We start from the raw sequence: 21,197 nt of genomic DNA, 5'->3' as shown, positions 1-21,197 counted from the left end.
GTCGCGGCGCGAAGCTAGCTGGGCCGCAGCACCGGTATCAGCGCATCGATCACCGAGCTGTCCTCGATGGTCGACGGCACGACGTAGTCGGTGCCTTCGGCGATCTGCCGCATGGTCTTTCGCAGAATCTTCCCCGACCGGGTCTTGGGCAGCGCGCCCACGACCGTGACGTCGCGGAAAGTGGCGACAGCGCCGATCTGGTCCCGCACCATCGCCGCGAGTTCCTGTTGCAGCACCGCGCCGTCGACGTCCGCACCGGCCTTCAGCACGACATAACCGCTGGGCCGCTGCCCTTTGAGGTCGTCGTGGATGCCGATGACGGCGCACTCCGCGACAGCCCGGTGGCCGGCGATGACGGCTTCGATGCTTCCGGTCGAAAGCCGGTGGCCCGCAACGTTGATGACGTCGTCGGTGCGGCCCAGCACGGTCAGGTAGCCGTCGTCGTCGACGTAGCCGAAGTCACCCGTCAAGTAGTAGCCCGGGAACGCCGACAGGTACGACTGCACGAAGCCCTTGTCGTTCTGCCACAGCCCGGCGAGGGTGCCCGGCGGCAACGGCAGTTTGATGACGATGTTGCCTTCGACGCCGGGCGCGACCGGATTACCCGACGCATCGACGATGCTGACGCGGTAGCCCGGTACCGGGACGGTCGGTGAGCCGGCTTTGATGGGCATGGGTTCGAGGCCGCGCAGGTTCGCGCAGATGGCCCAGCCGGTTTCGGTCTGCCACCAGTGGTCGACGACGGGGCAGTGCAACTTCTCCGATGCCCATTCGTAGGTGTCGGGGTCCAGCCGTTCCCCGGCGACGAACAGTGTGCGCAGCGTCGAAATGTCATGTCCGGCAAGCATCGACGCGTCGGGATCGGCTTTGCGGATGGCGCGCAGCGCGGTCGGCGCGGTGAACAGCGCCTCCACCCCGTGCTGTTCGATGACCCGCCAGAACGCGCCGGCGTCGGGGGTGCCGACGGGCTTGCCTTCGTAGAGCACGGTGGTGGCGCCGGCGATCAGCGGCCCGTACACGATGTACGAGCTGCCGACGACCCACCCGATGTCCGAGGCCGTCCACATCACCTGGCCGGCACCGATGTCGTAGACGTTCTTCATCGACCAGGCCAGCGCGACGGCGTGCCCCCCGTTGTCGCGGACGACGCCCTTGGGCCGCCCGGTCGTGCCGGAGGTGTACAGGATGTAGAGCGGGTCGGTGGCGGCCACCGGCACCGGAGCGGCGGGCTCGGCACCTGCGGCCAACGTGTCCCAATCGAGGTAGCCCGGATAGTCGGCGGCCTCCCCCGCGATCTCGCCGCGGTTCTTGACGATCACCGTGGCCGGCGCGGCGCTGGTCAGCGTCAGCGCCTTGGCGACGACGGGCAGGTATTCGACGGTGCGACCCGGTTCCAGCCCACCGGAGGCGGTCAGCAGCGCCACCGGCTGTGCGTCGTCGATGCGGGCCGCGAGTTCGTTCGCCGCGAACCCACCGAACACACCACCGAGTGGACGGCGCCGATGCGGGCGCAGGCCAGCATGGCGACAACCGCTTCGGGGATCATCGGCATGTAGACCACGACGCGGGCGCCCTTGGTGACGCCTTGTGCGGCAAGCACTCCGGCGAAGCGCGCCACCCGGTCGAGCAGTTCGGCGTACGTGAAGGACTGCTGCACGCCGACCATCGCGGAGTCGTAGATCAGTGCGGTGCGGCCGCCGTTACCGGCCGCGACGTGCCGGTCGAGGGCGTTGTAGCAGGTGTTGAGCTGACCGTCGGGGAACCAGCGGTAATGCGGCGCCGCGGAATCGTCGAGTGCGCGGGTCGGCGCGACGGTCCAGTCGATGGCCTGCGCGGCCGTCAGCCAGAAGTCGTCGGGCCGCTCCGCTGCGGCCTCGAACGCCTCGCGATAGGCGCTCACGCGAGTTCCTTGGCGACAGCCGAGAACACCGTCATGAACCAGTCCAGGTCCGACATCGAGAAGACAAGAGGTGGGCGCACTTTGAGGATGTTGCCATGTCCGCCGCACACAGAGATCAGAACGCGGTTATCGCGCATCATGTCGACGATGCGCTGCGCCTGCCCGCGGTCGTGTTCCTTGCTGTCGGGGTCGGCGACGATCTCGACGCCGGTGTACAGGCCCGCGCCGCGGACGTCGCCGACGAACGGGTAGTCCTTCGCCAGCGCGCGCAGTTCGGCGCGCAGTTGGTCACCGACCTCGACGGCGTGCGCGGCCAGCCCGTCGCCCTGGATGACGTCGAGGACGGCCTGCGCCGCGGCCATCGAGACGGGGTTGCCGCCAAAGGTGTTGAAGTAGGGCGTCTCCTGTGCGAAGGCGTCGAGAATCTCCGGGCGGGCGGCCATCGCCGCGACAGGAATGCCGTTGCCCATGGGCTTGCCCATCGTCACCAGGTCGGGCACCACGCCGTGCCGCTGGAAACCCCACATCGCCTCGCCGGTCCGCGAGAAGCCCGGCTGCACCTCGTCGGCGATGAACACGCCGCCGGCGCGGTGGACGACCTCGACAGCGGGCGCCAGCACCGATGGATCGACGTAGATGCCGTCGGAGGAGAAGATCGAATCCAGCAGCAGCGCGCTGAACTTGTGGCCGTGCCGCTCCAGATCGGCGATCGCGGCGCTGACCTGGTCGGCGAACCACTGGCCCAGCACCGCCGGGTCGATGCGGTACGAGTCCGGCGCCGGCACCGTGCGCACGTTGGCGCCCAGTGGCACACCGACGCCCAGCGACGGCGACATCGCCGAGATCAGCGCACTGTTGCCGTGGTACGCCTCCTCGGTGACGATGACCCCGGTGCCGCCGCTGTACTGTTCGGCGACCCGGACGGCCAGGTCGTTGGCCTCGGATCCCGTGCAGGTGTACATGATCGACGAGATCTCCGCCGGGAACGTGGCCAGCAGCTTCTCGGAGTAGTCGAGGATGCCGCCGTGCAGGTACCGGGTGTGGGTGTTGAGCTCCGACATCTGCCGGGTGACGGCCTCGATGACCCGCGGGTTGCAGTGCCCGACGCTGGCCACGTTGTTGTAGGCGTCGAGGTACTTGTTGCCGTCGGCGTCATAGAGATGGGCGCCCGAGCCTTTGACCAGGTGGACGGGCCGGTTGTAGAAGAGCCGATAGGACGGACCCAGCGTCGATCGCCGCTTCTCGACCATGGCATCGGTGGTGGGGTCGAGATCTTCCCCTCCGGTGTAGCTGTTGGAGTCCATGATTGTGGAGAAAGCCATGTTCGTTGTCCTTGCGGTAGAAAGCGATCGGCGCGGTGTGACGAGGTGACGGCGGATGCTGGATGACGCCTACGGCGTCAACGTTCTTCGTCGAGCACGACGCGCCCCAATCGGTCGTAGCGCTGCGGGGACCGGGCCCGAAGTACCAGGGCGACAACGATTCCGGCGATCGCGGTGCCACCGACGACCCAGGGAATCGAATCGAAGACGATGTCGTCCTTGGCCGTACCGGCCGCGAACGAGGCGTTCTTGATCAGCAGGTAGATGACGTACAGCATGCCGATGCCGCCGAGCCCGGGAGCCACCAAGGTGCGGAACCAGTGCGCGGTCTCCGGATGTTGCTTGCGCACATGGAAGTACGAGACGACCGAGAACGCCGCCATCGCCTGCACGATGAGAATGGCGGAGGTACCCAGCAGCGCGGCAAGGCCGTAGAGCCCGCTGTAGGGATCGCGACCGGACACCGCGAACCACAGCACGATCACCAGGGTGATGGCCGTCTGCACGAAGCCCGCGATGTGCGGGGATCCGTGGCTGTGGTGGGTACGGCCAATGGTTTTCGCGGTTCTGGGCAGGATGTCTTCGCGGCCGAGCGCGTAGATGTAGCGGGCAGCGCAGTTGTGGAAGGCCATGCCGCACGCGTAGGAGCCGGTGGTCAGCAGGATCTGGAACATGGTCACTGCCCAGCCACCGAGGTGCTCGCGCACCGGAGTGAAGAAGATTTCACCGGCGGTGTTCGTATCCTGCGCCAGCGCAATGGATTTGCTGGGCCCGGTGCCCACGATCGCCAGCCACGACACCACGATGTAGAACGCCCCGATGCCGAGCACCGACGACATGATCGCGACGGGGATGATCTTCTTGGGGTTCTTGGACTCTTCGCCGTACATGGCACTGGACTCGAATCCGACCCAGGACCAGAAGGCGAAGAACAGACCGATTCCGGCGGAGCCGACGACGGCCATGGTGCCCGCGCCGTTGACGTTCGGGACGACGGCGTCGAGCCCCTTGAGCCCGTTGACCGGGTTGAGAGATGACAGCGACCAGCCTTCCGGGCCACCGCCGCTGACGACGACGGAGCCGGCCATCAGCGTCAACATCACGATCTCGGTGATCAGCAGTCCGCCAAGCACTTTCGCGGCCAAGTTGACATCGAAGTAGGTGAGCACCGCATTGGCGACGATCATCACAACGGCGAACAGCAGCCACGGCAGGTGCACATTGAACAGTGATGCGAACAGATCCCGCGAGAAGAACGAGAAGATGCCGACCAGGGACGCCTCGAAAACCACGTACGCCAGGACCGTCAGGAAGCCGGCCGACAGACCGAGCACCCGTCCGAGTCCGTGCGAGATGTAGCCGTAGAACGCCCCCGTCGCGGTGATGTGCTTCGACATCGCCGCATATCCGACAGCGAACAGGCCGAGCACGATCGTCGCAATCAGGTACCCGGCGGGGGCGGCCGCACCGTTACCGGACCCGACGGCGATCGGGACGTTGCCGACCATCGCGGTGATCGGGGCGGCGGTGGCCACCGCCATGAACAGCACGCCGATCAAGCCGACGGCGTTGGGTTTGAGGCGCTGCACGCCGGGGCCGCTGTCGGGCGGCGCCGATGTCACCGGGGCAGTTCGTGGGTGGTCGTCGATTTCACTCATGGGTGCTAACCGATCCGATCTGATGGGAGATGGGTCCGGGCCACGCTGGCCGGTTTTGGGTTTATTTGGTCTGCTTCGTCGAGCGGCACTTCAGCTATCCGATGGACCAATGGACCCCCACGCCATCGGCACACGGCTATTGGTACCAGACCACTCCAGCGCGGTCAATACCCGTACTACCTGCGCACTTCCTGTGGGCCGGGTTGACAGAGTGCCATATTTCCGGCCCGTAAAACCGTCGTTACCAATTTTCGGTTTTGGTTCACTTTCGACCCGAAGTGCGGTAGAACTGACCAGACCAAATAGTGACCGTGCCCACACCGCCAGTTCAGGAGAGCCACAATGAGCGACATGGCCGCCACCGACTACGAACGCTTCGCGCACGCCGCGCTCCCCCACTATGGACTCGATTCGGCGACTGTGACGCTGCTGAGCTACTCGGAGAACGGCACGTTCCTGGTGGAATCGGAGACCGGGCGCCAGGTCCTGCGCGTGCACCGGCCGGGCTACCACTCGCTGGCCGCCATCGAATCCGAACTCGACTGGATGGAAAGCCTCCGCCGCGACTCCGCCATCACGACGCCGCAGGTGATACCCGCTCCCGACGGCCGGCGCGTCGTGGAGGCCCGCATCGGCGATGAGACCTACCTCGTCGACCTGTTCACTTTCGTGGAAGGCACCATCGCCGAGGATGACGCCTCCGACATCAGCTTCAGCGAACTGGGCGCCATCACCGCGACGCTGCACGAGCACGTCCAGAACTGTCAGCGACCCGAGGCCTTCACGCGGTTCCGGTGGGACCTCGACACCATGCTCGGCACGGCCGGGCGCTGGGGTGACTGGCGGGACGCGCCGGCTTTGTCGGCCGCGGACGCCGCCGTCATCGAAGAGGCCGAACGCAAGGTCATCGAACGCCTCACCGACTACGGCATGGGCCCCGAGCGCTTCGGGCTCGTCCACGCCGACCTGCGGATGTCGAACCTCATGGTGCACAACGGCAAGATCACCGTCATCGACTTCGACGACTGCGGCTGGTCGTGGTACCTCGCCGACCTGGGTGCCGTGGTGTCGTTCGTCGAGGACACCCCCGATGCCGCCCGCATCATCGACGAATGGCTCGCGGGCTACCGCAGCGTCCGCGACATTCCCGCCGCCGACCTCGCCGAGATCCCGACGTTCGTCATGCTGCGCCGCCTGATGCTCACGGCCTGGATCGGCAGCCATCCCGAATCCGGACCGGCACAGACGCTCGGGCCCCGGTATGCCTCGGGCACTGCACAATTGGCACAGGCCTACCTCACCGACCCGTCGTGGTTCCGCGTGGCTGTGCCCGCGGCCGCTCCCACCCTCTCCCACTGACAGGAAACACAAACACCATGTTCGATCTCGCCAACAAGAACGTCATCGTCACCGGCGCCACCAAAGGCATCGGCTATGGCATCGCCGCGGTGTTCGCCACCGCGGGCGCCAACGTCGCCGTGGCGGCCCGCTCGCTGCACGACCTCGACACCGCCGTCGCCGGCCTCGACGGCTTGGGCTCCGGCAAGATCATCGGCGTCGCGGTCGATGTGGCCGATCCGCGATCCTGCCGGGCGATGGCCGATGCCGCCGTCGACGCCTTCGGCGGCATCGACGTGCTGTGCGCCAACGCCGGCATCTTCCCCGAGGCACCGCTGGCCACCATGACGCCCGACGATCTCGCCACCGTGCTCGACGTCAACGTCAAGGGCACCGTCTACAGCGTGCAGGCCTGTCTCGATGCGCTGACCCGCAGCGGCGCCGGCCGCGTCATCCTCACCTCGTCCATCACCGGTCCGGTGACGGGTTTCCCCGGCTGGTCGCACTACGGCGCGTCGAAGGCCGCGCAGCTGGGCTTCATGCGCACCGCCGCAATCGAACTCGCGCCGAAACACATCACCGTCAACGCCATCTTGCCGGGCAACATCCTCACCGAGGGATTGCAGGAGATGGGCGAGGACTACATCGCCGGCATGGCCCGCTCCATCCCCGCCGGGACGTTGGGCACGCCGGAAGACATCGGCCACCTCGCCGCGTTCCTGGCAAGCGACGAGGCCCGCTACCTCACCGGCCAGTCCATCGTCGTCGACGGCGGGCAAATCCTGCCGGAATCGCTGGACGCCGTCGCCGGGTGACAGCCGGTCGGTACGGTGAACGACATGGACGAGTCCGAGGGTGGCCCGGTAGCCGAGGATGTGCGGCGCCGCATCGTCGCGATGCTCGACGCCGGCACCCTGCGACCGGGTGACCGTCTGGGCTCCGAACGCGAGATGGCCGAGCAGTTCTCCGTCTCCCGCGCGACGCTGCGCAGCGCCCTGGTGCCGCTGAGCCGCGCCGGGATCCTGGAGCGGCGCAGTGGCCGCGCGGGCGGCACGTTCATCAAGACGGTGCTCGTGGAACGCAACGTCGCCGAACTGTCGGGCCTGCCGAACCGGCTGAAGCAGGGCGGTCATTCCACGACCCGCAGCCGGGTGTTGTCGACGGCCCTGCGCGGCGCCACGGCCATCGAGGCGCAACGCCTGGGCATCGAGCCCGACACCGAACTCGTCGTCATCCAGCGCCTGCGCTATGCCGACGGCTTCCCGCTGTCGGTCGACTGCGCGCACTTCCCCGCCGACCTCGTTCCGGACCTGCTCGAGCAACCTCTCGGCGGGTCGCTCTACGACATCTTGGCCGTCCGCTACGACCTGCGGCCGGTCACCTCGGTCGAGAGCATCGAGGTCGTCAGCGCCAATCCCCGTGAAGCGTCCTGGCTCGAAATCCCGACGCGCACTCCCCTGCTGGCGATGACGCGTGTCGCCTCGGATGCGGGCGGGCGGCCGTTCGAATACTCCGAGGATCTGTTCCGCGCCGACCGGGTCCGGCTCGTCGCCAAGACCTCCGCGCTGGCCGAGCGCGAGACCCTCGGCACCGACGGCCGCGTCGAGCTCACCGTCACGGCCTAGCTGTCCCACCGAGCGCGCCGAGAATGCCCAGGGATTTCCACTAGCTCCAGCTCATTTAGGCTGCGACACAAGTGAAAACAAGTCGTTCGCGCCGCGACCCAGCAGCGTGGTGTTGACCCTCCATACTTCCCGCACAGTCACGTCTGGGGAGCTTGTGCCTGGCATGGCCCACGCGGTTTCACATGTCGCCATATCCATGCCATAGGCGACCGGTGACGGCTCGCCCGTCAGGATGGCGATCGCGCCATCAGAGCCGATGTAGCTGGTGGACAGGCCTTCGGCATCGCAGGCCTTTCCCTTGGCGCCCGTTCGCAGGTCGAATTGCTGCCAACTTCGAAGCCGCTTGTCGGAGGCGACGTACAGGGTCGTACCAATGAGCCGTGCGTATAGCCGTAACGTCGGCTTGGGGATTTCGAGCAGTTGCCGCCCACTCATCGTGACGACTCGAAGCTGCGACTCGTCCTCCACGATCGGCACGTCGGGCGAGGTATTCACAAGGCCTCCGGCTATCTGCGCCGATAACCGGCCGGATTCATCAAGCAGCGCAACGCGTTCCGAGCCGTCTTGATCGTGATAGCTGAACCCGAACCCACCGGCGTAGACGATGGCACCCCCGACTGATGCGTCACGCCCCGCTGAAGGCTTCACCGAGACGCCGTCGACAACCGAGAAAACGATGTCCGGCGCCCTGAAAACACCTTGCGACGCAAACTTCATCGGCTGAAGGTCCGAATTGGCTCCCGCAGAATCCCCGAGCAGACCATCGCCCGGGACAAACCATGTGAGCTCGGCATGCGGGCCGACCCCATGAACACCACTGTCCGGCACCGCGGCAACCACGTAGTCACCTACCTGGCTCAAGCGTGGTTCGGGACCTGATCCGTATGCTCGTAGTTCAGTCGGGCCGTCGAACATCACGGCCCCAGTCTCGGTGTTGACGACCCACGCCCGCCGCGGCTGTCCCGAAGCCTCCCATACGCACAACAACATCGCCGGCCCATTCACGAAACAGCGAGTACTGGCCGCGCGTGCGTTGGGGCCCAGCCGAACCGGAGCGAACAGCCGGTGACCATCCGCCACGTTGACCCCGACAACTCGCCACCCGTCGCTCGAGGCACCGAGAAAGAATCCACGGTCCCCCACATTGCCGGCCGGATGGATCATCGAATCTGCCGGTAGCCCCAGCTCGGCTGCCGTCACGTGCCAGCCGAACACCGGTTGCTTCCGCATCGACTGAGACAGCAACAACTGGTTGGGCAACCCCAACTGCTCTGCGGTGGCCAGCGGTGGCGCAGACTGTGGCCTGCCGTCGACCGGTCGCTGGACGACGATCACGGCAGCCACCACCGCAGCAGCCAAAGCCAGCGCACCAGCCACCAGCCACCATTTGCGAAGCCCGCCTCGACGGATCATTCGACCTCGAAGTCCTGCGCCCGCAACCGTTCGATCGCCCGGCCATTGGCGAGCTCACCGCGGTTCTCCGGATACAGCCAGTAATGCCGGATAGCCCAGTAGAGCGCAGCTCCATTCGCCTGGTAGGTAGGCAAGCTGTTGATGGTCTGCGTTTCACCATCTGTCATCACCATCACCGCCGGACAGCTCACGGCCTTGCCCTTGGGCGCCTGGTCAATGACATCCACCACGTCATCCCACGCTCCACTGGCGGTCGTGGTTACGGAGTTTGAGACCTCAAACCCTTCCGGCGACAGTTTCAGATATCCCCAGCCGTTCGACCTACCGCGCAGGAGAAGGTAGGCAAACCAACACACCATTCCGGCAACAATAATGGGGTAATAGATTTGCCTGGCCCCACCGATTCCGATTGCGAGCCGCCCGCTAGGAACGTAGCAAACAAAAGAAATTCCACTAACTATCGCGCTGACAATCGATAGCTCCAGGAACCGGGTCTTTGCGTGTGGTGGACGGAAATATGTGCCGTCGGCTTCACTGGTTGCCTGAGGAACAACGCGACCCAGCCGAACCTGTAGTGCCAAAACAAGCAGAAACAGGAAACACAGTAGTAGTCCGACAGCGAATACAGAAGTTAGATAGTCACGACGGCCAAGTAGATAGAGAACCCAGATGAGGCAAAGCGCAACGAGAACCGCAAAAACCGAGATAGAAAAATTCGCGGCCACTCTTGGATTTTTCCAGTGCTCGGGCATCTGTAATTCTATTTCGGGCAAAATGCACCACCAACCTGATTTCCTATCCACTCCATTCCCTTGCCCCCGCCGAACGCACCCCCGACCGCAAACACTGGCACTGTAAACGCCGCCACCTCGGGCCCAAACGGCGCACCGACTACGGCACCGAGCTTTGCACCGCCCCAGCCTCCGGCGTAATCACCGCCAACCCCGAAAACCCCAGAGATGCCTGCGACACAGGCCTCATGCGGAGTCGGCGCAGCGGCAAACTTATACATTGTTGTCAATAGTCCCAGAGCTGGCCCGCCGTATCTGGCAGCCTTACCGATGTCCTTGACGGAGTCCGGGGTCAGCCCCGGCAGGCTGCCGCCTCGGCCCACGTGTGCATCGAGGCCTGTGAGTGCCCCGCCGACCACCGTCGGCGCGTCGCTGGTAAAGAACGGATTGTCGGGCGGCAACGCTCCGTGCCGCCCATCCGGCATTGTCCAACCCGCTGTTTGGTGTCCGTCCGGGGTCTCGGTGGCGAGGAAGAATGCACCGTTGTTCCCGAAATCCATCTGGGTGTATTTCACCTTTGTTCCAGGGTCAACCCAGGACGCCGTGTGACAAAGCAAATTGCCGTTCTTGTCGAACCAATTCGACCCCACATGTTCCATCTTCTTCGTATTATTGAAGTCATACGTCGTGATGACCTTCTTGCCGCCGTCCGCCATTGTCAACGTGGTGACGTGATTTCCGTCCTTGTCAATCGATTCGGTCGTGGCAATTCTGATAGTCGCCATATCTTCGCCACGGACGATGCCTTGCTGCATCAATCCGTCCATGGTGAGCGGGTTTGGAACCTCGTCCGCCGGTTGCACCGGCCCGGTCGTCGGGAACCCCAAGCCGATGTCACTCGGCGCAGGCAACGCGAAGCCAAAATTCTTCGCAGCAGCCTGCACCGCAGCTGCCGTACCACTATCGGCGCCACCGACGGCCACCAGCAGCCGGTTGACTTCTACCTGCTCCACTTCCGCTTGACGCTGGAGCGCGGCGGCCTTCTCCTCTGACATCTCGGCTGGTTTGATCAGCACTACCCACTGATCGCTGACGTGAAGTTCGGTCCGATCGATCGCGTCGGCTTTGTTGATGAGCGCGGCCCTTGCATTGCCAATATCTGACGCGCCCTTGGCGAGTGCCGATTTCACCGAGCTCGTGTACTTCGCGAAATCATCAGCGGCTCTCGTCGCCCGGCCGAACATCGCGGTCGCTGCGTCATGTGCGGAGCCCGACCATGCGCTCGCCTCAGGCATCCGCCTGATCTGGTCGTCGAGAGATCGAACGGCTGACGCGATATCGTCGCCGCTCTTTCCCAGTGCACTCCCCGCCGAGACGAGGGAATCTGGCGACCATTTCTCCAACCGGGGTCTCGACGGCAACATCGGTCAGAACAGCCCTTTGAACGCCCCGGCGAGGTCGCTGTCGGTCACCTCGTACTTGTCGCCGGCCCCGCGAACCGCCGCCCCCATACGCGTGATGCTGCTTGCGATCTTCTCAGCCTCGGCGGCGATATGGGCTCCGACAACGCGGCAGGCCCATTGCGTAGTGGAACCAGGTAGCCCATCTCCGGCGCTACTCGCCTTGCTCCCCATGTCCGCGGCACGGATCGCATTGGATGCGATACCAACTTGATCTGCGAACGCCCGCAAAATCTCAGGGTCAACCAGCATTCGGATCCTCCCCACCCTCGCGTTCGAGGATATCGCGCACCGCGAGGGCGAACCGTCAGCAAAATCAGAATTGACCGATCTTTACTGGATGCCGAGACTTGACCGATCCGCAGCGCCCGTTGAGTAGATGGCCTGCTGGCCGCGGATTCACCCGAACAGGTCGACGGCCGCGGCGATGCGGGCCGCGGCATCGCCGACGATCGCCTCACCGTGGCCGAACCCGGCGATGCGGGCGCCGGTCGCCGCGATGATGCCGGCGGCCCGGACCGCGGCGGGCCGGTCGGTGTTGAAGACACCCACGGCCACTTGACCGTTCACCTCCGCGACGGCGTCGCCGGTGAGCACGGCATCGTCGTCCGACAGGTACAGCGCGATACTGCCCGGCGTGTGACCCGGGACGGCGATGACGCGGGCGCCGCCGGCGAAGTCGAGGATGTCACCATCGGCCACCGTGCGGTCGACAGGGCAGGCCGGGCCGTGCGGTGCGGCGTCGAAGTCCGGCCGCAGCGTCCGCTCGGCATCGGTGAGGACCGGTACCGGCCCGTCGGCGGCACCCGTGATGTACGACGAATCCAGCTCCCCGGCAATCACTTCGGCACCGGACCAGCCGGCGATCTCCGCGGCGGCGCCGCAGTGGTCCTCGTGAAAGTGCGTCAGCACAATACGTTTCACATCGGCGGGCTCCCGGCCGAGTGCGGTGAGGGCGTCGGCGACCAGTGCGGCGCTGTCGGGCCAGCCGGTATCGACGAGCGTCACACCGTCGGGGTCGAGCCGCAGATAGCAGTTGAGCAGATGGGCCCGCTCGCCAGGGATCCGCAGTCGGTACAACAACGGGGTCAGCGCGAGCAGTTCGGCCATGTCCCCACGCTAGCCGAGGACGGGCGCCGGCCTCCGCTTGGAACCGCTCCTGTTTCTCGATGGCCACCAGTTGTACTTGCCGACCAGTACGGCCAGCGCCGGCACGGTGACGGTGCGGACGATGAGGGTGTCGATCAGCAGGCCCACGCCGATGATGAAGCCGCCCTGCACCATCGAGCCGATGCTGCTGAACAGCATGGCGAACATGGGTGCGGCGAAGATCATTCCGGCAGAGGTGATCACGCTGCCGGTGCTCCGCACCGTGCGGATGACGCCCGAACGGATGCCGTTCGGCGATTCGTCGCGGATCCGGGAGATCAGCAGCATGTTGTAGTCGGCGCCGACGGCCACCAGCACGATGAAGGCCATGCCCGGAGTACTCGCCGCCATGGGCTGACCGCCGAGAATCTGCAACACGATGACCCCGATGCCGAGCGACGACAGGCACGAGAGGATCACGGTGCCAACGAGATACAGCGGTGCGACGACGGCCCGCAGCAGCAGCACCAGGATCAGGAAAACCACGATGACGGTCATCAGCACGATGTACCGCAGGTCCTTGTTGAAGTAGTCGCGCAGTTCCGCGTAGTACGGCGTCATGCCCGACATCGCGATCTTGGCGTCCGCCAGCGACGTATTGGCCTGTGCGCCTTGCGCGGCGGCGAGAATCGCCTTGACCTGATCCATGGCCTTGGTGTCGTAGGGGTTCAGCTTGGACTCGACCAGGTACCGCGCCGAATGCCCGTCCGGGGACATGAAGACCCGGGCCAGGTCCTTGAATTTGTCATTGCCGAGGATCTCCGGGGAGATGTAGAAGCCCGCGGCTCCCGGCTCCGAGGCGTGCAGTTTCATCGCCAGCAGGAATGCCGACGCGTGCGAGAGGCCTTCGCCGAGCTGCTTGGTCTGGTCGTCGAGGACGCGCAGCCCCTCGGCGATCTTGCGGCTGCCCTCGGCCAGCGCGTTGGCGCCCTCCTGCAGCGACGCCATGTTCTGCTTCATGCTCGCCGGGCTGGCGCCCGCACCACTGCCGCCAAGGGAGCGAAGGGCTTTGGCCGCCGAGTCCAAAGAGGGCTGCATCTTGTGCAGGCCGTCCGAGAGCCGCTGCAGTTGGTCGCGCTGCCCCGCGCAATCGGGATCGGCATCGCAACCCGGGTTGTCCTTGCGCTGCTGCAGCAGCGCGTCGGCCATGGCGACCATGTCCTGGAAGTTCTGGCTGCCCGACCGCGGCGGGATGTTCGGCACGTCACCGGAATTGCGCACGCTGTCCAGTTGCCGCTGCGCGTCCTGGAACTCCTGTGAGCTCTCCAGTTGGTCCTTGATGCTCGCCATGCTCTTGTTCAGGCTGTCGATCACGCCCATGGTCTTGGTCAGCTGGGTGCGCACCGTGGCGAGGCTGTCGGCGAGCTTGCCCGCACCGCCGACGAGAGCCTGCCGTTGGTCGACGCTGCCGTTGATCTTGTTGGTGGCCTCGGCGAGCTTGTCGCCGATCTCGCCGGCCTGGTAACTCAGCGTCGCCTGCTCCAGCGGGGCGCCGGTCGGGCGGGTGACGCCGCGGACGGCGGCGATGTCGGGCAGCTGCGCGACGCGCTGCGCCATCTGTTCGAGGTCGGCGAGGCCCTTGGTCGTCCGCAGGTCGTGCGGCGACTGGACGAAAAGGTATTGCGGCGCCGTCACACTCGCCGGGAAGTGCCGCTCGATGGCGGCCATGCCGATGTTGCTCTCGGCCGTCGCGGGCAGTGCGGTGCGGGCGTCGTAGCTGGTGTGCAGCCAGCCGACGCCGGCCGCCAGCGCGATCAGCACGACGAGACTGCCGACCAGGTGGACCACGGGGCGCCGCACGATGTTGATGCCGGACCGGTGCCAGAAGCGGCTGGTCAGTTCCTTGCGGGGCCGGGCCCAGCCGCGCCGCCCGACGAGCGTGAGGATCGCCGGCAACAACGTGATGGACGACAGGAACGCCACCGCGATCGTGACCGCCAGCGCCGGACCCGTCGTCGAGAAGACCTTGAGGCTGGTGAAACTCATGCCCAGGAACGTCACCGCGACGGTGGCCGCCGACGCCGCGATGACCTTGCCGATGGCGGTCAGCGCCCGCGCCACGGCCTCGTCGGAATCGAGTCCCTGCCTGAGGTATTCGTGGTAGCGGCTGATCAGGAAGACGGCGTAGTCCACGCCGGCGCCGATCATCATGGCGCTCATGAACACGACGGTCTGCTGCGAGATGGGCAGCCCCCATGTCGCCAGCGCCGCCACGCCCTGCGTCGCGGCGGCCTGCGACACCGTGATGGTCGCCAGCGGCACCAGGATCGTGACGATGTTGCGGTACACCACAAAGAGGATCAGCAGCACCATGGCGACGGTGGCGGTCTCGATGACCCGCAGATCACGCAGCCCGAGCTGTTCGCGCTCGGCGACGGTGGCCGTCAGGCCCGTCATGTGGACCGTCAGAGTCGAGCCGGAGACGGTGTGGTCGACGATGCCGACGACGCGTTTGTACGCCTCGCTGGACTCCGGTGAGCCGAGCTCACCCCGGATACCGACGGGGATGAACCACGCCTTGTTGTCCTTGCTGGCCAACACTTCTCGCATGGGTGGTTGCGAGATGAAGTCCTGCACCATCACCACGTCGGCGGTGTCGCGGTGCAGGCTGTCGACCAGGGTGCGGTAGACGTCTTCGTCGGCCTTGGTCAGGCCGTTCTCGTCGGTGAGGACCACCAGCGCGATGTTCTGGATCCCGGGTTCGTGGAACGCGGACGTCATGTCCCGGGTCGCCGCCATGACCGCGGAGTTGCTCGGCAACAGCTCCTGGTTGCGGTCGCTCGCCAGCTTCATCAGCGGCGGCACGGCCGCCGACAGCGCCACGACGAGCAGCAGCCAGGCGCCGATCACGGCCCAGGGCCGGCGTAGCACCAATCGCGCCAGCAGCTCGAAAGCCCCGGCGAACACACCCTTGCCCGACCGAGCTATCACGTTGCCTCACCGCTCAGATACCTGCCGTACTCGGCAAGCGCTTCGCCGGTCAGCATCTCATGGTGTCCGCGCCGCACCTCGTGCACCGTGACGGTGCCGGCCACGTGCGGGCGCCAGCTCTGTGCGAGGAAGGCGCCGCGCTCGGCGTCATCCGCGGCCGCCGCGATCACCACGACATCGCCGTCGAACCGGCCGGCCTCGTGCTCCCGGTACAGCGCGACGTTGGTGTCGAAGTTGCGCACCAACAGGTCCATCAGACCGTCGTCCACGATGCCGGCCAGCTGATCCCGGTCGACCGCCTGGTTCGCGACGCGCAGGCTCGGCTCGGCGTCGAGCAGCACCAGCCGGGCGACAGTGCCGCCGCGCCGCTGCAGCTCGACCGCGACGGCATGCGCGACGACACCGCCGAACGACCAGCCCAGCAGGTGGTACGGGCCGGACGGCTGCTCGGCCTGAATCCGGTCGGCGTAGGTCGCCGCCATGTCGCTCAGCGATCCCGGGGTGTCCGCGGCGGGTTGCTGAATGCCGATGATCGGACCGTCGACGTGGCCGCCGAGCACCTGGTACGGCCAGCTGATGCCGCTGACCGCGTGCAGGCAGAACAGTGGGACGCCCGTACCGGTCTTCAGCACCTGCACCGGGGCGATCTCGGGTGCCGCCGCGCTGTCTTCCGTCAGCCGCTCGGCGAGCTCCTGCACCGTGGGCGCCTCGAACACCGCCGTGACCGACAGCTCGGTGCCGAGGTCGGCGCGGATCGCCGCAACGAAGCGCATCGCCGAGATGCTGTCGCCACCGAGGTCGAAGAACGACTCGTCCACACCGACCCGTTCGACACCGAGGACCCGGCCGTACACGGCGGCCAGCGCCACCTCGGTGGCGGTGCGCGGAGCCAGGTAGGCGCCCGCCCGGTATTCGGGCGCGGGCAGCGCGCGGACGTCGAGCTTGCCGTTGATCGTGACGGGCAGCGCCGGCAGGACGACGACGGCGGCCGGGACCGCGTGGGCCGGCAGCAGGTCGGCGAGCTGAGTGCGCAGTGCCGCGGGATCGGCGGTGCCGGTGATGTAGCCGACGAGGCGCTTGTCGCCGGCGCGGTCCTCGCGGACGATCACCGCCGCCTGCTCCACGCCGTCGAGGCGTGCCAAAACCGTTTGTACTTCGCCGAGTTCGATGCGGAAGCCACGAATCTTGACCTGCTCGTCGGCGCGGCCGACGTAGTGCAGACGACCGTCGTCGTCCCAGCGCACCAGGTCGCCGGTGCGGTACATCCGCTCCCCCACGCCCGGGAACGGGCAGGCCACGAACCGGCCCGCGGTCAGCCCCGGCCGGCCGGCGTAGCCGACACCCACGCCGGCACCCGCGACGTACAGCTCGCCGACGACGCCCGTGGGAACCGGGCGCAACCAGCCGTCCAGCACGAACAGCGCCGTGCCGGGCACCGGCGTGCCGATGGGTACCGAGGCCGTGCCGGCTGTCAGCGGTTCGGTCACCGCCGCGTACACCGTGGTCTCGGTGGGGCCGTAGGCGTTGACGACGGTGTGCCCGCAGGCCGTCCAGCGGTCGACCAATTCGGTCGGGCAGGCCTCACCGCCGAGCAGCAGCGCCAGTGGCGCCAGTGCATCCGGCACCAACGCGCCTGCTGCGGAAGGGGTTTGGGTGAGGACGTTGACGTGCTCGGCCGCGAGCAGGCGCTGGAACTCGTCGGGGCTCGCCGTCACCGACTCGGGCACGATCACCAGCCGGGCACCGTGCAGCAGCGCGGCCCAGATCTCCCACACCGAGAAGTCGAACGCGTACGAATGGCACTGCGTCCACACCGGATCGGCGGGCAGACCCGCAAGCGGTGTCGCGAATTGGCGCGCCACGTTGCGGTGCGCCACCGCCACGCCCTTGGGCAGGCCGGTGGTACCGGAGGTGTAGATCAGGTAGGCGACGCTGTCGGGGTCCGGGTCCGGAAGCCTTGTGGCAGGAGAGTTTTCGGTGGCAGCGTCGACGATGACCGGGCCGTCGAAGTCACCGAGCCGGCCGGCCAGGTCTGCCGTCGTGACCGCGACGCTCGGCGTCGCATCGGACAGCAGGAACGCGAGCCGCTCCGCCGGCAGCGCCGGATCGATCGGCAGGTACGCCGCCCCGGCCTTGAGGACCGCGAGGATCGCCACCACGGCGTCGACCGACCGGGGGAACAGCAGTGCCACGGTCCGCCCCGGACCGGCGCCGGCATCGATCAGGTGGTGTGCCAACCGATTCGCGGCCTCGTCGAGATCGCGGTAGGTCAGCGAGCGGTCCGGTCCGGTGAGCGCGACAGCCTCCGGGGTGCGGTCGACCTGGGCGGCGAAGAGTTCCGGAATCGATGCCTGCGCCTCGGCTGTGGCGGCCCGGTTGCCGATCCGATCCAGTTGCGAGCACTCTTCGGCAGCAAGCAGATTCACCGACGCAAGCCGCCCGGTGGGCGCGGTGGTCATCGCGACCAGCACGCGTTCGAACCGCTCGACGAGCCGGTCGATGTCGGCCGCCTCGAACACCGCGGTGTCGTACTCGAGGCGCAGGCCGAGTTCGTCACCCGGCATGGCCTGCACCGTCAACGGATAGTGGTTCTGCTCATGGCTGCTGAACTCGGTGATGGTCAGGTCCCCGACGCCGCCTGACGCGGCGGCGCCCAGCGGGTAGTTCTCGTACGCGAACAGCGTGTCGAAAAGCCGGTCCTGGCCGGTGATCCGGTGCATCTCGGCGAGTGACAGGTGCTGATGATCGAGCGTCCGGTTGTGCGCGTCCTGCATCTGGTCGAGCAGTTCGGCCACGGTGGTGACCGCGGTCGCGGTGGCCCGCACCGGGACGGTGTTGATCATCAGGCCGACCATCTCGTCCGCGCCGGCCACGTCGGTCGGGCGGCCCGACACCGCGGTTCCGAACACCACGTCGTGCCGGCCCGTCAGCTGCATGAGCAGCTGCGCGTAGGCCGCCTGCAGGACGACGTTCACGGTGGTGTGACGGGCCCGCGCCAGCTCTGCGACGGCACGTGTGGTTTCGGCTGACAGCGCAGCGGATTTCACGCCACGGCCACCCGATGCGGTCCGTGCGGCAACCAGTGTCGGAGTGTCGACACCGGCCAGCACCTCGGCCCAGGCGGTGCGCGCGGCATCGAGATCCCGGTCGGAGAGCCAGGTGACGAAGCGGCGGTACGGCACCGCGGCGGGCAGCCGGTAGCCGTGATAGCCCGCGAAGATCTCGCGCAGCAGGACCGGCAGTGACCAGCCGTCCATCACGACGTGGTGGTTGGTGAGCACCAGCCGGTGCCGCTGTTCGCCGGCGCGGATCAACGCAACCCGGAAGGGCGGCTGGTCGCCGAGGTCGCACACCGCGGCGCGTTCGGCGGCGCAGATGTGCGTGACCTCGTCGTCGGTTGCGTCCAGCACCCGCCACGCTACGTCGGGTGCCGCCGGGATGACCTGCACCTCCAGGCCGGCGTAGAAGTGGGCCGCGATGTTCGGGTGCCGTTGCACCACCGTCTGCACGGCGTCGCGGAGCCGCTGCGCGTCGAGCGGTCCGGCCAGCGTCAGATCCAGTTGCACCGCATACAGATCGGCCTCGGCGCCGGTCTGCGCGGCGTGGAAGAGCAGGCCCTGTTGTAGCGGCGTCACCGGCAGGATGTCGGCGATCGCGTGTTCACGCTCCAGCTCGTCGATCTGCTGCTGGCTCAGTGCGGCCGGTGCGATGTCCGACGGGGTCAGCCCACCACCGCCGGCACGCACGAGGGTGCAGATGCCGGTCAGCGCATCGAACCACAACCGGCTGAGCCGCTCGACCTGCTCGCCGTCGAGCGCCGACGGTGCCCACGTCCAATTGGCGTGCAGCTGCGGGCCGGCGTCGGTGTCGACTGTGCCGGCGTTGAGCTCGAGGGTGTGCATCAACGGCATCGGTACCGCGGTCGCCAGACCGGTGACCTCAGCTGCCGCCGCACCGTCCCGGCCGACCTGCCACAGCTCGTCGGACAGCTCGGACCCACCACCGAGTCGGCCCAGATAGTTGAATCCGATTGCTGGATCGGCGGTTTCGAGATCGATGTCGTCGTTGAGGTAGCGCAGCAGGCCATAGGTCAGGCCGTCCGGCAGTGCGCGCAGCTGCTCCTTGGCGTGCTTGAGCACCGCGCCCAGGGCGGCCTCGCCGGACGTCACCTGGCTCCAGGACAGCTCCCCGACCGTGACGGCCACCGGGTACTTGGTTGTGAACCAGCCGACGGTGCGCGACAGATCGACGTTATCGGTGATCTCGTCGTGCCGGCCATGGCCTTCCACGTCGATACCGATGGTGCGGCCGCTACCGGCGAATTCGGCCATCGCCAGGGCGAACCCGATCAGCAGGACGTCGTTGATGCCGGCATGGAACGCCGCCGGGGCCTCGCGCAAAAGCGTCTGGACGGTGTCGACGTCGTCCAGCGTGACCGACAGCTGCCCGGCCGTGGCGAAGGTGTCCCGCTCCGGCTGCACGGCGGGCAACAGTGCGGGCGTCGCCGCCGCCTCCCGCCACGCCTCGGCCTGCGCAACCACCTCGGGCGCCGCCGCGTGTTCGACGAGGACCTGCGCCCAGCGCTGGAACGACGTGCCACTCGCCGGAAGCTCGACCGGCTGCCCCGCGCGGGACTGCAGCCACGCGACGTTCAAGTCCTCCAGCAGGATTCGCCACGACACGCCGTCCACGGCGAGGTGGTGGATGATCAGCACGAGCTGACGCGCCGGCGCCACCCACAGCGCGCTGAGCATCACACCGGCCGCCGGATTCAGCCGCGACCGTGCCGCGGAGACCGCGTCTTCCGTCAGCTCGTCGACCGTGTGCAGGCACTCCCGAGCATCGACAGTGCCCGCGTCGGGCACGTGCAGCGACCAGTCGGTGCCGGCCCGCAGTCGCAGCATGGCGTGCCGATCCAGCAGGGCCTGCAACAGCATTGCGACGTCGGCCTCGGTGGCGCCTGCCGGAGCCTGCACCACCATGGTCTGGTTGAAGTGGTCCGTCGGACCGTCGACACCTGCCAGCCATCGCATGATCGGTGTCGCGACCACCGGGCCGACACCCGCGTCGGCGACATCGGCGGTGTCGCCGACGGTTTCGACCACGAGGGCCAGGCGCGCCACCGTCTGCTCGACGAAGACGTCGCGCGGCCGGCAGCTCAGACCGGCCGCCCGGGCCCGGGCCACCACCTGCATCGACATGATGCTGTCGCCGCCCAGCTCGAAGAACGAATCGTCCACGCCGACGCGCTCGACGCCGAGGACGTCGGCGTAGACCGCGGCGAGCGTCTCCTCGACCGGCGTTCGCGGCGCCCGGTACTGGTCGGCGTTGCCGTACGTCGGTGCCGGGAGCGCGCGCCGGTCCAGCTTGCCGTTGGGGGTCAGCGGCAGCGTCGCCATCGCGACCACCGCGGCCGGAACCATGTACGCCGGAAGGTGTTTGGCCACCGCGGCCCGCGCCTCGGCCGGGTCGGCGGTGCCGGTGATGTAGCCGACGAGGCGCTTGTCGCCCGGGCGGTCCTCGCGCACGATCACCGCGGCCTGGCGGACGCCGTCGAGACCGGCCAAAGCCGTTTGCACGTCACCCAGTTCGATGCGGTAGCCACGAATCTTGACCTGCTCGTCGGCCCGCCCCAGGTACTGCAGCTGGCCATCGGCGCCCCACCGCACG

The 21,197-nt window shown here is 67.1% G+C and carries 12 protein-coding genes and 1 pseudogene (1 of these 13 running past the window's edge); 3 read left to right on the top strand and 10 right to left on the bottom strand.

Annotated features, from left to right (window positions below; translation table 11 throughout):
* Positions 1 to 14 precede the first annotated feature (14 nt).
* The 3 genes and pseudogenes from ACJH7A_RS17680 to ACJH7A_RS17670 all read right to left on the bottom strand — a co-directional run bounded on the left by ACJH7A_RS17680 (position 15) and on the right by ACJH7A_RS17670 (position 4,880).
* Positions 15 to 1,900 (bottom strand): annotated as a pseudogene (locus tag ACJH7A_RS17680) (propionyl-CoA synthetase).
* Positions 1,897 to 3,222, bottom strand: a complete 1,326-nt coding sequence (locus tag ACJH7A_RS17675; RefSeq protein ID WP_212807380.1) for an aspartate aminotransferase family protein — start codon at positions 3,220 to 3,222, stop codon at positions 1,897 to 1,899. The pseudogene ACJH7A_RS17680 and the gene ACJH7A_RS17675 overlap by 4 nt, the downstream one beginning before the upstream one ends.
* 77 nt (positions 3,223 to 3,299) lie before the next feature.
* A complete protein-coding gene (locus ACJH7A_RS17670) occupies positions 3,300 to 4,880 on the bottom strand; it encodes an APC family permease (protein WP_406802439.1) in 1,581 nt (526 codons plus the stop codon).
* A 342-nt stretch (positions 4,881 to 5,222) separates the two neighbouring features.
* On the opposite strand from ACJH7A_RS17670, the gene ACJH7A_RS17665 reads away from it, so the two are divergent.
* The 3 genes from ACJH7A_RS17665 to ACJH7A_RS17655 are packed head-to-tail and all read left to right on the top strand — an operon-like array spanning position 5,223 to position 7,843.
* Positions 5,223 to 6,239, top strand: a complete 1,017-nt coding sequence (locus tag ACJH7A_RS17665; protein ID WP_406802438.1) for a phosphotransferase enzyme family protein — start codon at positions 5,223 to 5,225, stop codon at positions 6,237 to 6,239.
* Between the two features lie 17 nt (positions 6,240 to 6,256).
* Complete coding sequence (fabG, locus tag ACJH7A_RS17660; RefSeq protein WP_138250982.1) at positions 6,257 to 7,033, top strand: 3-oxoacyl-ACP reductase FabG; 777 nt, start codon at positions 6,257 to 6,259, stop codon at positions 7,031 to 7,033.
* A gap of 24 nt (positions 7,034 to 7,057) precedes the next feature.
* Positions 7,058 to 7,843: a GntR family transcriptional regulator gene (locus ACJH7A_RS17655; protein WP_406802437.1), complete on the top strand. Its 786-nt coding sequence runs from the start codon at positions 7,058 to 7,060 to the stop codon at positions 7,841 to 7,843.
* Between the two features lie 51 nt (positions 7,844 to 7,894).
* Here ACJH7A_RS17655 and ACJH7A_RS17650 read toward each other — a convergent pair whose 3' ends face one another.
* The 7 genes from ACJH7A_RS17650 to ACJH7A_RS17620 all read right to left on the bottom strand — a co-directional run.
* Complete coding sequence (locus tag ACJH7A_RS17650) at positions 7,895 to 9,220, bottom strand: hypothetical protein (RefSeq protein WP_212807385.1); 1,326 nt, start codon at positions 9,218 to 9,220, stop codon at positions 7,895 to 7,897.
* Between the two features lie 32 nt (positions 9,221 to 9,252).
* Positions 9,253 to 10,008 (bottom strand): hypothetical protein, encoded by a 756-nt coding sequence (locus tag ACJH7A_RS17645; RefSeq protein WP_212807386.1) that lies wholly within the window; start codon positions 10,006 to 10,008, stop codon positions 9,253 to 9,255.
* An 8-nt stretch (positions 10,009 to 10,016) separates the two neighbouring features.
* Entirely contained in the window at positions 10,017 to 11,411 is a 1,395-nt protein-coding gene (locus ACJH7A_RS17640) for a WXG100 family type VII secretion target (protein ID WP_371824496.1), read from the bottom strand.
* 3 nt (positions 11,412 to 11,414) lie between these two features.
* Positions 11,415 to 11,699, bottom strand: coding sequence for a type VII secretion target (locus ACJH7A_RS17635; RefSeq protein ID WP_212807388.1), 285 nt, complete (start codon positions 11,697 to 11,699; stop codon positions 11,415 to 11,417).
* Positions 11,700 to 11,846: 147 nt separating this feature from the next.
* On the bottom strand, positions 11,847 to 12,557 hold the full coding sequence (locus tag ACJH7A_RS17630) for an MBL fold metallo-hydrolase (RefSeq protein WP_212807389.1): 711 nt from the start codon (positions 12,555 to 12,557) through the stop codon (positions 11,847 to 11,849).
* 9 nt (positions 12,558 to 12,566) lie between these two features.
* Entirely contained in the window at positions 12,567 to 15,527 is a 2,961-nt protein-coding gene (locus tag ACJH7A_RS17625) for an RND family transporter (RefSeq protein WP_244872742.1), read from the bottom strand.
* Positions 15,524 to 21,197, bottom strand: partial view of a non-ribosomal peptide synthase/polyketide synthase gene (locus ACJH7A_RS17620; RefSeq protein WP_406802436.1) — the end only. It continues 25,262 nt past the right edge of the window; the window shows 5,674 of its 30,936 coding nt (coding positions 25,263–30,936); the start codon falls outside the window, past its right edge; it ends in the stop codon at positions 15,524 to 15,526. Before ACJH7A_RS17620 ends, ACJH7A_RS17625 begins: the two co-directional genes overlap by 4 nt.

Source organism: Mycobacterium sp. SMC-17, from assembly GCF_045310915.1.
In the GTDB taxonomy this organism is placed as follows: Bacteria; Actinomycetota; Actinomycetes; order Mycobacteriales; family Mycobacteriaceae; genus Mycobacterium.
The sequence above is the reverse complement of the archived record's forward strand: the minus strand, read 5'-3'. Positions and strand labels throughout refer to the sequence as shown.